The sequence below is a fragment of the Streptomyces rhizoryzae genome (genome assembly GCF_023155275.1).
GTDB classification, from domain to species: domain Bacteria; phylum Actinomycetota; class Actinomycetes; order Streptomycetales; family Streptomycetaceae; genus Streptomyces; species Streptomyces rhizoryzae.
The window spans coordinates 228,402-241,408 of the sequence record NZ_JALMUV010000003.1; the positions used below are offsets into that span (position 1 = coordinate 228,402).

The 13,007-nt window shown below is 73.5% G+C and carries 14 protein-coding genes; 3 read left to right on the forward strand and 11 right to left on the reverse strand.

The annotated features are described in order from the left end of the window. Positions 1-50: 50 nt before the first annotated feature. The 7 genes from trpS to MUU72_RS35560 form a co-directional block, all read right to left on the reverse strand. Complete coding sequence (gene trpS, locus MUU72_RS04465; RefSeq protein WP_248011773.1) at positions 51-1,166, reverse strand: tryptophan--tRNA ligase; 1,116 nt, start codon at positions 1,164-1,166, stop codon at positions 51-53. A gap of 275 nt (positions 1,167-1,441) precedes the next feature. Next, positions 1,442-1,882: a hypothetical protein gene (locus MUU72_RS04470; protein WP_248011774.1), complete on the reverse strand. Its 441-nt coding sequence runs from the start codon at positions 1,880-1,882 to the stop codon at positions 1,442-1,444. Between the two features lie 14 nt (positions 1,883-1,896). Further along, positions 1,897-3,549: an aa3-type cytochrome oxidase subunit I gene (gene ctaD / locus MUU72_RS04475; RefSeq protein ID WP_248011864.1), complete on the reverse strand. Its 1,653-nt coding sequence runs from the start codon at positions 3,547-3,549 to the stop codon at positions 1,897-1,899. A gap of 353 nt (positions 3,550-3,902) precedes the next feature. After that, positions 3,903-4,601, reverse strand: coding sequence for a VC0807 family protein (locus MUU72_RS04480; protein ID WP_248011775.1), 699 nt, complete (start codon positions 4,599-4,601; stop codon positions 3,903-3,905). Between the two features lie 47 nt (positions 4,602-4,648). Next, the gene (locus tag MUU72_RS04485; RefSeq protein WP_248011776.1) at positions 4,649-5,290 is read right to left on the reverse strand and encodes a TetR/AcrR family transcriptional regulator; all 642 of its coding nucleotides are present in this window, start codon (positions 5,288-5,290) and stop codon (positions 4,649-4,651) included. Positions 5,291-5,467: 177 nt separating this feature from the next. Continuing rightward, positions 5,468-7,258 (reverse strand): SulP family inorganic anion transporter, encoded by a 1,791-nt coding sequence (locus tag MUU72_RS04490; RefSeq protein WP_248011777.1) that lies wholly within the window; start codon positions 7,256-7,258, stop codon positions 5,468-5,470. A 412-nt stretch (positions 7,259-7,670) separates the two neighbouring features. After that, on the reverse strand, positions 7,671-8,303 hold the full coding sequence (locus tag MUU72_RS35560; protein WP_248011778.1) for a DUF2180 family protein: 633 nt from the start codon (positions 8,301-8,303) through the stop codon (positions 7,671-7,673). Between the two features lie 300 nt (positions 8,304-8,603). Here MUU72_RS35560 and MUU72_RS04500 point away from each other — a divergent pair, with 300 nt between their 5' ends. Further along, positions 8,604-8,900 (forward strand): MarR family winged helix-turn-helix transcriptional regulator, encoded by a 297-nt coding sequence (locus MUU72_RS04500; RefSeq protein ID WP_372502986.1) that lies wholly within the window; start codon positions 8,604-8,606, stop codon positions 8,898-8,900. Between the two features lie 144 nt (positions 8,901-9,044). Here the strand turns inward: MUU72_RS04500 and MUU72_RS04505 are convergent, their stop codons facing one another. The 3 genes from MUU72_RS04505 to MUU72_RS04515 all read right to left on the reverse strand — a co-directional run bounded on the left by MUU72_RS04505 (position 9,045) and on the right by MUU72_RS04515 (position 10,879). Next, positions 9,045-9,686: a carbonic anhydrase gene (locus MUU72_RS04505; protein ID WP_248011779.1), complete on the reverse strand. Its 642-nt coding sequence runs from the start codon at positions 9,684-9,686 to the stop codon at positions 9,045-9,047. A 303-nt stretch (positions 9,687-9,989) separates the two neighbouring features. Continuing rightward, on the reverse strand, positions 9,990-10,199 hold the full coding sequence (locus MUU72_RS04510; RefSeq protein WP_248011780.1) for a hypothetical protein: 210 nt from the start codon (positions 10,197-10,199) through the stop codon (positions 9,990-9,992). Between the two features lie 290 nt (positions 10,200-10,489). Continuing rightward, positions 10,490-10,879 (reverse strand): VOC family protein, encoded by a 390-nt coding sequence (locus MUU72_RS04515; RefSeq protein WP_248011781.1) that lies wholly within the window; start codon positions 10,877-10,879, stop codon positions 10,490-10,492. Between the two features lie 110 nt (positions 10,880-10,989). Between MUU72_RS04515 and MUU72_RS04520 the strand changes: the two genes are divergently transcribed. Beyond that, positions 10,990-11,766, forward strand: coding sequence for a TetR/AcrR family transcriptional regulator (locus MUU72_RS04520; RefSeq protein WP_248011782.1), 777 nt, complete (start codon positions 10,990-10,992; stop codon positions 11,764-11,766). Between the two features lie 51 nt (positions 11,767-11,817). Here MUU72_RS04520 and MUU72_RS04525 read toward each other — a convergent pair whose 3' ends face one another. Further along, positions 11,818-12,396, reverse strand: a complete 579-nt coding sequence (locus MUU72_RS04525) for a hemerythrin domain-containing protein (RefSeq protein ID WP_248011783.1) — start codon at positions 12,394-12,396, stop codon at positions 11,818-11,820. Positions 12,397-12,665: 269 nt separating this feature from the next. Here MUU72_RS04525 and MUU72_RS04530 point away from each other — a divergent pair, with 269 nt between their 5' ends. Further along, positions 12,666-12,971, forward strand: a complete 306-nt coding sequence (locus MUU72_RS04530; protein ID WP_248011784.1) for a 4a-hydroxytetrahydrobiopterin dehydratase — start codon at positions 12,666-12,668, stop codon at positions 12,969-12,971. Positions 12,972-13,007: the final 36 nt, after the last annotated feature.

The following is a 13,007-nucleotide window of genomic DNA, read 5'->3' on the forward strand; positions in this document are numbered from 1 at the left end:
TCGGTCGAGGGACGTGACCCTCCGGGCTCCCTTCCGGCACGAGGCCCGTGTCAGTAGCGGCTGTGCATGGCGGCCCGTACCTCGGCGAGGGTGGCCTCGGCCACGGCGCCGGCCCGTTCGCTCCCCTCGCGCAGGATCTGCCGGAGGTGACCGCGGTCCCGGGCGTACGCGCTGCGGCGGGCCCTGACCGGGGCCAGGTACTCGTTGACCGCCTCGGTCACCGTCCGCTTCAGCGCGGCGGCGCCGCCGGAGCCGATGTCGGCGGCCACCTGCTGGGGCGTGCGCTGCTGGCAGAGGGCCGCCAGCAGCAGGAGGGAGGACACCTCGGGGCGGTTGGCCGGGTCGTAGAAGATGTGCCGCTCGGAGTCGGTCCTGGCTCCCTTGATCAGACGGGCGGTCTCGTCCGCGCCGGCCGCCAGGGCGATGGCGTTGCCCCGGCTCTTGCTCATCTTGGTGCCGTCCGTACCGAGCAGGAGCGGTGCGCGCGACAGCAGCGCGTCGGGCTGCGGGAAGACGGCGCTGCCGCCGCCGTAGCGGTCGTTGAAGCGGCGGGCGATGGTGCGGGTGACCTCCAGGTGGGGCAGCTGGTCCTGGCCGACCGGGACGAGGTCGGCCTTGCAGAAGAGGATGTCGGCGGCCTGGTGCACCGGGTACGTGAACATCAGGCCGCTGACGGCGGACTGGCGGGAGTGCACGTTCTCGTCCTTGACCGTGGGGTTGCGGCGCAGCTCGGCCACGGAGACCAGGCTGAGGAACGGCAGCATCAGCTGGTTGAGGGCGGGGACCGCGCTGTGCGCGAAGATCGTGCTGCGGGCCGGGTCCACGCCGATCGCCAGGTAGTCCAGGACCAACTCCTCGACGTGGCCGGTCAGGTCGTCCGCCACCTCGCGGTCGGTCAGGACCTGGTAGTCCGCGATGAGTACGAACATCTCCACGCCGAGGTCCTGGAGGCGTACGCGGTTGTGCAGGGTGCCGAAGTAGTGGCCCAGGTGCAGGCGGCCGGTGGGACGGTCGCCGGTCAGGACCCGGAACCGCCGCGGGTCCTGGTGGATCAGCTCTTCCAGTACCGCGTTGCGGTCCCTCGCCGCGGACACCCCGAGGGGGTCGGGGGAGGGGGTGGAGGCGGTGGCGCCGGGGGCCGGGGTCCGAGCGGTGAAGGTGTCCATGAGGTCTCCTGGTGGGTCGGTCGCGCCGTACGGACGACACGAGCCCCGGTCCAGGGAATGCGAAAGGGCCGTCCGTCCGAACGGCCCGGTCATGCGCGAGAGGTGGCCGCTCCTACGAGGAGCGCCACCAGCTCGGACACGACGACATCTGCATGGGCGCATCATAACGCCGGCCGGCGCCGGCGCGGCCCGTCCCGCTCACACAGGGACGGGCGGGCGGACCGCTCCGCGACGGGCCGGGGAGGCCCCGGTCGCACTCTCCCCGCCCCGCGGCCCTACCGGGCGAGGGACCCCCCGACCAGCAGGAACACCGCGCCGGCGGCCACCGCGTACCCCGGCAGGAACCACCGGAGGAAGACCCGGGTGGACCGGGCCGGCCGGGCGGCCGGGGGCCGCAGGCGCAGGGCGGCCCAGGCACGGCGGGTCGCGCGCCGCTCATGGCCGCGGCGGACCCGGGCGAGCCCCGCCAGGACCAGCGCGGCGGCCGCGCCGGAGAGGACGGCGGCGCCGAGCGCGGGCCGGGGGACCGCGGCCAGCAGCAGCGGCGCGCACAGTGCGACGGTCGCCCAGGCGGCCAGGCAGGCGGCGGCCGCCAGGCGCCGGGACGCCGGCCGGTCGGCGCCCGCCCGCAGGTCGGCCACGGCCGGGAGGTACCAGACACAGCCCGAGGCGCACAGCGCGGTGGCGCCCAGGGCGAGGACGGCGGGAGACAGCACGGCCGCTCCCTCCGTCAGGACCCGGCCGCGGGACGGGCCGGGTCCGGGGCCGCCGCGGTGGGGTGGTGGAGGTCGAAGGCGGGCGATTCACTGCGGATCCGCGGCAGCCGGGTGAAGTTGTGGCGCGGCGGCGGGCAGGAGGTGGCCCACTCCAGCGAACGGCCGTAGCCCCAGGGGTCGTCGCAGCCGACCGGGGTGCCGTACCTGGCGGTCTTCCAGATGTTGTAGAGGAACGGCAGGAAGGACATGCCCAGGAGGAACGAGCCGATGGTGGACAGGGTGTTGAGGGTGGTGAAGCCGTCGGCGGCGAGGTAGTCGGCGTACCGGCGGGGCATGCCCGCCGCGCCGAGCCAGTGCTGGACGAGGAAGGTGAGGTTGAAGCCCACCGTGAGCGTCCAGAAGGTGATCTTGCCGAGCCGTTCGTCGAGGAGCTTGCCGGTGAACTTGGGCCACCAGAAGTGGAAGCCGGCGAACATCGCGTAGACCACGGTGCCGAACAGCGTGTAGTGGAAGTGCGCGACGACGAAGTAGCTGTCGGAGACGTGGAAGTCCAGCGGCGGGGACGCCAGGATGACACCGGTCAGCCCGCCGAAGACGAAGGTGACCAGGAAGCCGGTGGCCCACAGCATCGGGGTCTCGAAGGACAGCGAGCCCTTCCACATCGTGCCGATCCAGTTGAAGAACTTCACCCCGGTGGGCACCGCGATCAGGAACGTCATGAAGGAGAAGAACGGCAGCAGCACGCCGCCGGTGACGTACATGTGGTGCGCCCAGACGGTCACGGACAGGCCGGCGATGGAGATGGTCGCGGCGATCAGACCGATGTAGCCGAACATGGGCTTGCGGGAGAAGACCGGGATGACCTCCGAGACGATGCCGAAGAACGGCAGGGCCAGGATGTAGACCTCGGGGTGGCCGAAGAACCAGAAGAGGTGCTGCCACAGCAGGGCGCCGCCGTTGGCCGAGTCGAAGATGTGGGAGCCGAACTTGCGGTCCATCTCCAGGGCGAACAGCGCGGCGGCCAGGACCGGGAAGACCATCAGGACCAGCAGCGCGGTGAGCAGCACGTTCCAGGTGAAGATGGGCATCCGGAACATCGTCAGCCCCGGGGCGCGCATGCAGATGATGGTGGTGATGAAGTTGACCGAGCCCAGGATGGAGCCGAAGCCGGACAGCGCCACACCCATGATCCACATGTCGGCGCCCACGCCGGGGGAGTGGACCGCGTCCGACAGCGGCGCGTACGCGAACCAGCCGAAGTCCGCGGCGCCCTGCGGGGTGAGGAAACCGGCCGCGGCGATCAGCGAGCCGAAGAGGAACAGCCAGAACGCCAGCATGTTCAGGCGCGGGAACGCCACGTCGGGGGCGCCGATCTGGAGCGGTACGAGCCAGTTCGCGAAGCCGGTGAACAGCGGCATCGCGAACAGCAGCAGCATCACCGAGCCGTGCATGGTGAATGCCTGGTTGAACTGCTCGTTGGAGAGGATCTGGGTGCCCGGGCGGGCCAGTTCGGCGCGCATCAGCAGCGCCATCAGCCCGCCGATGAGGAAGAAGACGAACGCCGAGACGAGGTACAGGGTGCCGATCTGCTTGTGGTCGGTGGTCGTGAGCCACTCCACCGCCTTGTTCCGGCGCCGCGGCCGGGCCGGGTCGGCCCGGCCGGGCACCGGTTCCCTGACCGCCGTCTGCTGAACTTCCCAACCATCCACGGTGCTGTCGTCCTCCACCTTGAAACGTGAACCGGTCCGGGAAGGGAGCAGGGCCGGGAAGAGCCATCGGCACGGGGGAGACCCTGCCCTTCCCGGCCGCACCATCGTCGGCCGCCGCCCACCGGGCACCGCAGGGCCGAACAGCCCTGCGCGGGCCCGCGATCGACCCGTTCGCCCGGGGACCGTCGGTCCTCCCGCGCGGCCCCGCGGCCAGCCGGCCGGCCCGGGGACGACGGCCGCGCGCCCCGCAACGGCGGTCCCGCACCGCGCTCACGGCGGACCTCGGGCGGCGCGGCCGCCCCGCGGCACCGCTACAGCTTCAGGCCGTGCCGGGTGAGGTACCAGTTGTGCCAGGTGAGGAGTGCGCCGAGCAGCACCAGCCACAGCACGGTGCTCAGGAGCGGGAAGGCATCCACCGGGAGCGTGTACGCCAGCACCACCCGCAGCACCGCGTCGAGCAGGAACACCGCACCCCACACCGCACTGACCAGCCGGAGGTGGTGGCGGAAGGCCGGCTCGGCGTCCCACTTCGCCTCCCAGGCGACCAGTCCGGCCTCGCCGACCTTGGCGATGACGATGCCGCGGGAGGCGGTCATGATGAACGGGCGCCGGGTGAGCAGCGTGCCGAGGATCCACAGGCCGATCGCGGCGGTCAGCCAGCTGTCCCGGATCATCAGGACCCGCGGACTGCCCGTCACCAGCGTCAGCAGCGTGCCGACCACCACCAGGCTCAGCGTGAAGACCGCCATCGCCTCCACGCGCCGCTGCCGCACGATGCCGTAGCCGATCCACGGCAGCAGCAGCACACCGCCGACGGCCATCGCCGGCCACTCGCCGGTGCCCGCCGCGCGCAGTCCGTAGTACGAGCCGAGCGGCAGGGCCAGTTCGAAGACCAGTTGCGCGGCCAGCCGCCGGCGCAGCCGTGCGGTGCGCTGCCTGGCGGCCGCCGTACCGGCTCCGTCCGTACCGGTCCCGTCCGTACCGGTCCCGGCTGCCTGGTGTGTTGCCATGGTGGGTCCCCCCGTGTCCGCTGTGGTCGTGGTGTGCCTGGGACGGCTCACGCGCTTCTGGTGGCGCGGTCGAAGAGGTCGGCCAGCTCCCGCCCGGCGGCCCGTACGTCGAGCCCGGGATCGTGGGCGGCGCGGCGCACCACGTCGTCGATGGCGGCGCGGATGGCGCGCATCATCACCCACGGGTCGAAGTCGCGGAACTCGCCGGCGCGTTGGGCCTTGCGGAGCTGCTCCACCTGGACGGCGAGGTTCGCCTCCGTGGTGTCGAGGAAGGCGACCATGCCCGGCTCGCCCCCGCGGAGGTTGACCAGGATCTCGGTGATCGCCGCGAGGTGCCTGGGGTACTCGGCGCACAGGTCGAGGTTGCCCTCGATCGAGGCGCGCAGGCGGGCCGCGTAGCTCCGGTGGGCCTCGATGCGGGGGCGGAGGTAGCCCTCCGCGAGCCGCAGCACCTCGGTGACGACCTCGCGCATCAGGTCGTCCCGCCCGTCGAAGTGGTACGAGATCATCCCCGTGCTGCTCAGTCCGGCACGCTCCGCGATCTTCGCGAACGACGCCCGGTGGTAACCGACGTCGGCGATGACCTCGATGGCCGCCGCGACGATCTGCGCCCGCCGGCCGGTCTCCGTGAAGGAGGCGCCGGCCCGGCGCACCCCCTTTTGCTTGGCCGAGCTGTTTTTTGCTTGCATGAGCAAGACGGTAAGGGGATTTGCTCGCCTGAGCAAGAGCCGGGTGAGAGCGGGAGCACGAGCGGGGGCGAGAGGAAGAGCGAGAGCGAGAGGGCGAGAGGGGCGGCGGCGCGAGGGGGGCGGGCCGCCGCCGGGCAGTCGTCATCCGCCGTGCCGCACCGGGGGCCTGAGTGCCGCTCAGGGGTGCGGGCGCGCGGGGGATCCGTCCTGCGGCGAGGGCGAGGGCGTGGGCGAGGGCGAGGGCGTGGGCGTGGGCGGGTGCAGCTGCGTTTGCGCCCGGGCGACGGCCTCGGCAGCGGTCGGGAAGGCGATCCCCGGTGGCGAGAGCTTGGCCGGGACGCCGAGGGCCCCGAGGTGGACGCGGTGGGCCTCGCAGGCACCGGACAGGTGGACCACCGCGCCGCGCCGCCGGTGGTGGTCGATGACGTCGGCCAGCATCAGGATCGCGGTGCTGTCCAGGCCGGTGACCCGGCTGAGGTCGAGCACCACCGCCCGGGCCGGCGACGGCAGCATGACCGGGCCCAGCACGCGGTCGGCGGTGGTGAACAGCAGCGGGCCGGCGAGGTGGTGCACGGCGATCTGCGCCTCGGCGGCCGCCGGCGGGGGAGACCCGTCGGGCAGCGGACTCCGCTGGGCGGGGACCACGACGTGCTCCACGTGCGAGGTCGCCGTCAGGGTGCGCAGCGCCAGCAGCATCGCCAGGACCATGCCGGTGAACACCGCGGTCACCAGATTGACGGCCAGCGTGAGCGTCGCGGTCAGGGCGGCGATCGCCGCCTGCCCGCGCCCGGCGCGGCTCAGCGCGCGCAGCGACCCGAGGTCGATCATGCGCAGGGCGGTGGCGATGAGGACCCCGGCCAGGGCCGCCAGTGGGACGGCGGACACCAGGGGAGCCGCGGCGAGGAGGACGACGGCCAGGGCCGCCGCGTTGGTCAGCGCGGCCAGTTGGGACACCGCTCCGGACCGTACGTTGATGGCGGTGCGGCACATGGTGCCGGTGGCGGCCACACCCCCGAAGAACGGCACCGCCAGGTTGGCCAGGCCCTGCCCGAACAACACCCGCCGGCTGTCGTGCCGTTCGGTACCGCTCATCGTGTCGGCCGCCGCCGCGGTCATCAACGACTCCAGGGCGACCAGCGCCGCCAGGGTCAGCGCGCCGGGCATCAGCCCGAACACCTCGGACGGCACCAGGAAGTCGGGGGAGGGGGCGGGCAGGCCCGTCCGCAGGTGCCCGATCCGGATGAGGGGGAGCCGCGCGCACTCCGCGACGGCGGTGGCCGCCACCACCGCCAGGAGCGGAAAGGGGATCGCCGGGCGCAGCCGGGCGCCGAGCAGACTGAGGGCCAGGGTCGCGAGCGTGACGGCCGGCGCGGGCCAGTCAGGGTTGCGGAGGAAGCCGCCGACCGCCTTGGCCGCCGCGGCGGCGACGGCCTCCCCGTGCGGCACCGTCCGGCCCAGCGCGGCCGGGATCTGCTGGGCGATGATCACCGCGGCGGCGCCGAGGACGAAGCCCTTGACGACCGGCGCGGGCACGCACCGCAGGTACCGGTCGGCCCCCGCCAGCGTGAGGCCGAGGAGCACGGCCCCGGCCAGCAGCCCGGTCAGCAGCACCGCCGGCGTCCCGTGCGCCACCGCGATCGGTGCGAGGACGACGGCGATGACCCCGCTCGGCCCGGTGATCTGCAACCGCGCCCCGCCCAGTACGGCTGCCAGGCCGCCGGCCAGTACGGCGGTGATCAGCCCGGCCCGGGCGCCCAGCCCGGACGCCACGCCGAATCCGAGGGAGAGCGGCAGGGCGGCGATCGCCACCGTCAAGCCGGCGAAGACGTCCTGCCGGGGTGCGCGGCGCAGCGCCGCGAGGTCGGTCCGGCCCGGCAGCAGCCGGGAGTGCTTGTCGAACGCCGTTCGCCCAGGGGGTGCGGAACGGTCCGCGGGCCCCTTCCGCTGCCGTCTCTCCCGGATGTCCATGCGCACTGCCACCCTTCTGCCGAACGGCACACGGGAAGGTCCCACGGGGAACACGCGGAGCGGTCGCCGCGCGGGTCGCCGCGCGGTCGCCCCGGTTGTCGCGGGCGACGCCGAAGAGCGCCGCGCCCGCCTGCGAAGTGAGGAGAAAGCCTGCCGGGAGCGGCGGGAACCCTTCGGTGCCCGCCGGCACGCCACCGTCAATTCCCTGTGGCCGAATGTCCCTTACGCTGGCGTATGGGACACGTTGCGGCAATCCAGAAACAGGGTTCGGAGCGTCATCCCGAAGAAGTGAACCCGACCCCCTGGTGCACATTCCCCTCCCGGCGCACGCGGTCCCGGCAACGCCCGTCCCGCGCCCCCGCCCGGCGCCGCGAGCCGCCGCGCACACCGCCGCGCAGCGCCACCGGCCGGGTCAGCGCGCGTGGCCCCGCGCCTCGGCCGCGTAGGAGGGCACGAGCGCGGAGTGGCAGGTGAGGCAGACCAGTACCCGGGCCGGCCGGGCCAGGGTGGACTGGCCGACGCCGGACAGCCGGTGGCCGGGCTCCAGGCCGACATGGCAGTGCCGCAGGCACACGCCGACCCCGCAGTGATGGCAGATCCCCACCGCGTCCACGGCCTCATCCGCCCGCGCACAGTCGAAGCACTTCATGCCACTCACCCGCTTCCTGCGGAGTCCCCCCGCAGCCATTGTCCCGCCGTCCCGCCGCCCCGCCGTCCCGCCGTCCCGCCGCCCCGCTCCCGCCGTCGCGCCCCGGCCGGTCACCGCCGGCGCCTGACCGGCGCGCGGCCCGCCGCCGGCGAACGAGAGCCGTACCGCACCGGCCGCCGCGAGCAGCCACACCGCCGGGGACACCCACACCAGGACGTGCATCGCCGTGTGGACGGCGGACGGCAGCGGAAGCGTCAGCCCCGACAGGGTGAGCATCGCCAGCGGGAACGCGGTCGCCCACCGCCGCACGCCGTAGCGCGGCCGCGGACGGACGGCCTCGGAGGCCGCCAGCACCCCATAGACGGCGGCCGCCGCCCACCACAACCCCTCACCCACCGCGGGCAGTCCCTCCCGGACCGCGCCCGGAGCCCCGTGGGCCCGGGCCGCGTCGGAGAGCGCCGACGCCGCCGGCGCCGTGAGGGCCGGTGTGCCCCCGACCACCGGGTCCGGAGAGCGCGCGAGCGGCGCCCGGACGCGCACGGGGTCCGGAAGGAACCGGGACCCGGAGGAGACCGGGCCCCGAACGTACCGGGGAAGAGGCGGTGCGCCCGATGAGGCAGCACAGCGAGCGATCCCGCGCCGACCCTGCCGCAGCTCCGCACCCTGGTCATCCTGCACGGTCAGGGCCCGGTCAAGCTGGCCGCACTGGCCGCGGCGCTCCAGGTCAGCCCCTCCACGGCGCTGCGCATGATCGACAAACTCCGGGCCACCGGCCTCGTGGACCGCAGGGTCAACCCCCGCAACCGCCGCGAGGTCGTCCTCCGCCTCACCGCGGCCGGCCGCCACCCGGTCGAGAAGGTGCTGGCCCGCCGGTACGAGGAGAGCGGCGCGATCGTCGCCCGGCTCCCCGCCGAGGAACGCACCGGCCTGGTCCGGGCCCTGCGGGCGCTGTCCCGGGCCGCGGACGACACCCCGGCGGACCCCGACGGCTGAACCGCCCGCCCCGGCCGCGGCCCCACCGCACACGGCGCCGCCTCGGCGGTGGGGGAGCGGGAACGGTACGCACCAGGCGCCCGGACTCGGGCATGCCTGGGAACCGGGCGAACCGGCCGCCCGGACGTCAGGCCGGCCCGGTTCTCACGAGGACAGCGCGGCGGGCACGTCGAGTCCCCGGGCGGCGACGACCCGGGCGGTGCCGTCGGCCAGGCGGTAGCACAGACCCACCACGGCGGCCTTCCCGGCCTCGACCCGCTCGGCCAGGATCCGCGAGCGGTCCAGCAGCAGGTCGACGGTGTTCCTTATGTGCTCGGCGAGGATCTGGTCCGGCTCGTGGTGGCCGGCGGCCCGGGCGGCCAGGACGCTGGGGGTGACCCGCTCGACGACGTCCCGGATGTAACCGGCCGGCGACGCGCCGTCCTCCAGCGCGGCGCAGGCCGCACCGACCGCACCGCACGAGTCGTGGCCGAGTACCACGACCAGCGGGCAGTCCAGGATGGCGGCGCCGTACTCGATGCTGCCCAGGACCTCGTTGCCCATGACGTGGCCGGCGGTGCGGACCACGAAGAGGTCTCCCAGGCCCCGGTCGAAGATGATCTCGGCGGCCAGGCGCGAGTCGGAGCAGCCGAACAGTACGGCGAACGGGCGCTGCGCCGGCGCGATCTCGGTGCGCCGGGTCGCGTCCTGGTTGGGGTGCTCGGGGTCGCCGGTGACGAAGCGCTGGTTGCCCGCCAGCAGCAGCTCAAAGGCTTCCTGGGGCGTTGCGGTCTGAACGTCGCTCATGGCCGCACCTTACGTCGCCGCCCCGGCCGTCGTCTGCTCGGCCTGCCCGGGGTGGCCGCCCCGCCGCCCGGGAAATGGCGTTATGCCACATGCGTCGGCCTGGCGGCGGGGTGCCGGGCCGGCGCCCCGGCCGGGCGGCCCGCGATGGTCCGGCGGAGGGACACCGGCCCTGCCGCGCCCTTCGGTCACGACAACGCCGGCCCCCGAGACCGCACCGGGTCTCGGAGGCCGGCGTCACACAGGCACCCGGGGCGCCACCCCCGGCCTTGGCCGGGTGGCCGAGCGCCGTGCCGCAGCGGTGGTTCAGCCGCCGATCGGACCCAGCGGGATGTCCGAGACGGTGATGCCGAGGGACTTGATGGAGCCGCCGGTCAGGACCGGGATGCCGTTCGGGCCCGGGGCGAACGTGGCGGTCAGGCCCTCCAGGGAGCCGCTGACGGAGAGACCCCCCGCGACGTTGTCGAGGTCGTCGTCGGCTATCTCGCGGGTCTCGATGCCCGAAGTGTTGCTCATGCTGAGGAGCGTCCTTCTTCTCGTGGTGGATCGCAGCGCATGACGCACTGGAGCGGGAATCCCTTGAACGACTCCCGCCACGCGCCACACTGCCCGCTCGGAGGGGGCCCGGTGCGGCGAACGCCCCACCCTTCACGCGCCGTCCACAGCAGGTCTTTAAACGGAAGGACGGCGTCCCGCGGACACCCCCGCCCGGGACCGCGCACCGGACCGGCGCGCGGTCCCGGAGGCACCAACTCCGCTGCTCCGGAGCGGAGTTGGTGCCACAGGGGAGTGCGGGGAGCCTGGGATCAGCCGCCGGTGGGGGCGTTCCAGTCGACGAGCTGGACGATGACGCCGTTGGGGTCGCGGACCTGGAAGGCGCGCTCGCCCCACTCCTCCTCGGTCAGCGGCATCGTGATCTCGACGCCTTCGGAGCGCAGGCGGGCGAGTTCCCCTTCGAGGTCATCGACGACGAAGGCGAGGATCAGGCCGGCGGCGTGCGCATCGCGCTGGTCCGCCGGGAGGCTCTCCAGTCCGCGCCGCAGAAAGACGACGTTCATGCCCGCGTCCTCGCGCGTCAGGGACGCGAAGCCGTCGGCGGCCATCTCCTCCCGGAAGCCGAAGTGCCGGACGAGGAAGCTGCTGGACGCCGGGACATCGTCCACGTTGAGCGACACGGCACTTGAGGTGATCTTCACGAGGGTTTCTCCAGGGGTGCGGTCGGCAGGGCGCACCGGGCGCCTGCGCATTAACTCTGTACGCAGTACGTTGTACCACGTACGGAGATTGAATGCGAGAGGATGACCCGGTGCCAACGGAACGAACCAGCTCGGGCGACCCGGCCCGTACCCTGCAACTGCTCTGGCGCGACGCACCCGCCGCCCCGGACCGGCGCCGGGGACCGCGGCGCGGGCTGAGCATCGACGCAGTGATCGACGCCGCCACCGCCATCGCCGACACCGAGGGCCTGGACGCGCTGACCATGCGCCGGGTGGCCAAGGACCTGGGCGTCGTGCCGATGACGCTCTACACCTACGTCCCGGGCAAGGCCGAACTCCTCGACCTGATGCTCGACGCCGCCTACGCCCGCATGCCCCGCACCGACACCACCGGCCGGCCCTGGCGGCAACGCGTCACCGCCCTCGCCGAGGAGAACAAGGCCCTCTTCGCACGCCACCCGTGGGCCGCCACCGTCTCCACCGCCCGCCCACCGCTCGGCCCGGGGCAGATGGCCAAGTACGAGCACGAACTGTCCGCGCTCGACGGCCTGGGCCTGACCGACGTGGAGATGGACGACTGCCTGGCCCACCTCCTGGCCTTCGTCCAGGCATCGGCCCGCGCCGCCGCCGACGCCCGCGCGGCCCGGCACGACAGCCCCATGAACGACCAGGAGTGGTGGGAGGCGAACGCCCCGCTCCTCGCCCGCGTCCTGGACGAGAAGACCTACCCCACCGCCGTCCGCGTCGGCGCGGCGGCCGGCGCCGCCCACGGCAGCGCCTACGACCCCGACCACGCCTACGCCTTCGGCCTGGAACGGGTCCTCGACGCGTTCGCCGCGCTGATCGACCGCGGCACCGGCGGGTAACGGCCGGCGCCGGGCGCGGCGCCCCGCCCCACCGGCACCCGCTGGCGGCCCTCACCGGCCGAGGGCCATGCGGACCGCCTCCCGGGTGCGGTCGGCGATCGCGGCGAACGGGCCGAGCAGCAGATTCCCGGCGGCCGAACCGGTGCCCGGGTGGGGCCGGGTGGGCGCCACCGTCTCCGCCGCGCGCAGGGCCTTGGACATGTACTGGAGCCGGGCCGCGTCGGCCACCGACCGGAGCAGCGGGAATTCCTCGGCCTCCTCCGCCTCCGCATGGGCGAGGACGTCATCGCGCAGGGCGCGGAATTTCCGCGGGAAATCCTCGCTGTCGCAGCCCTCGTCCTCCAGCTCGCGCAGCGTGCGCTTGGCCGCCTCTTCCTCGTCCAGCCGGGCGGCGACCGTGGGGCCGCCCTTTTCGGCGGCCTTCCGCACATAGGGGTGAAGGATCTCCTCCTCGGCGGTTTCGTGCACCGCGAGGAGATGCACGAAGCGCCGGAATGCCTTCTCCCGCGCTTTTCCCGTCGCCGTCAGCACCGCGTCCATGCGCCGCCGGATCTCGCGGTGCTGCATCTCCAGCAGGATCACCACATCGTTGCTGTCCGGGTCCTGTCCGACCGTGGTGTGCACCGTCACGGGATCCTCCGATCGCCGTTCCGCGGCAAGCCGCGAGCCGATTCCCAGTGTCCCGCGCCCCGGCCCGAGGTGCCTTTCGCGCCGACCGGATTTCGCGTATTCCGGTGCCGTAATCCGCGTAGCCGGTAATCGACGGTCGGTGACCGGGCCGGGCGGGCAACACCGCACCGGTGCGGTGTTGCCCGCCCGAAAAAACCGCACCACAGTGTGAAGAGGAAGAATCAGAGGCAGAGGCACCGGATATTGCAGCGGACCGGTTGGAGGCCACCGTGACCAGAATTCTGGACGACGCCGAGGTGGACGAGCGGATGTCGGGCGCGGAGATGACGGGATGGCGGCGCGAGGGCACGGTGCTGCGCCGGACCGTCGAGGCGCATGACTTCCCCACGGCCATCCGGATCCTCGAAAAGATCGTCGCCGAGACCCAGAAGCTGAACCGCCGCCCCGACATCGACGTGCGCGGCGGGGTCCTGCACTTCGCACTCAGCAGCGACGACGGCCTCACCGACGACGACGTCGAACTGGCGCACCGGATCGAGATCGCCGCCGGATCGTTCGTCCGCGGCTACGCCTGACCGGCGCCCGCCCCCTGACCGGCGCCCGCCCCTCGT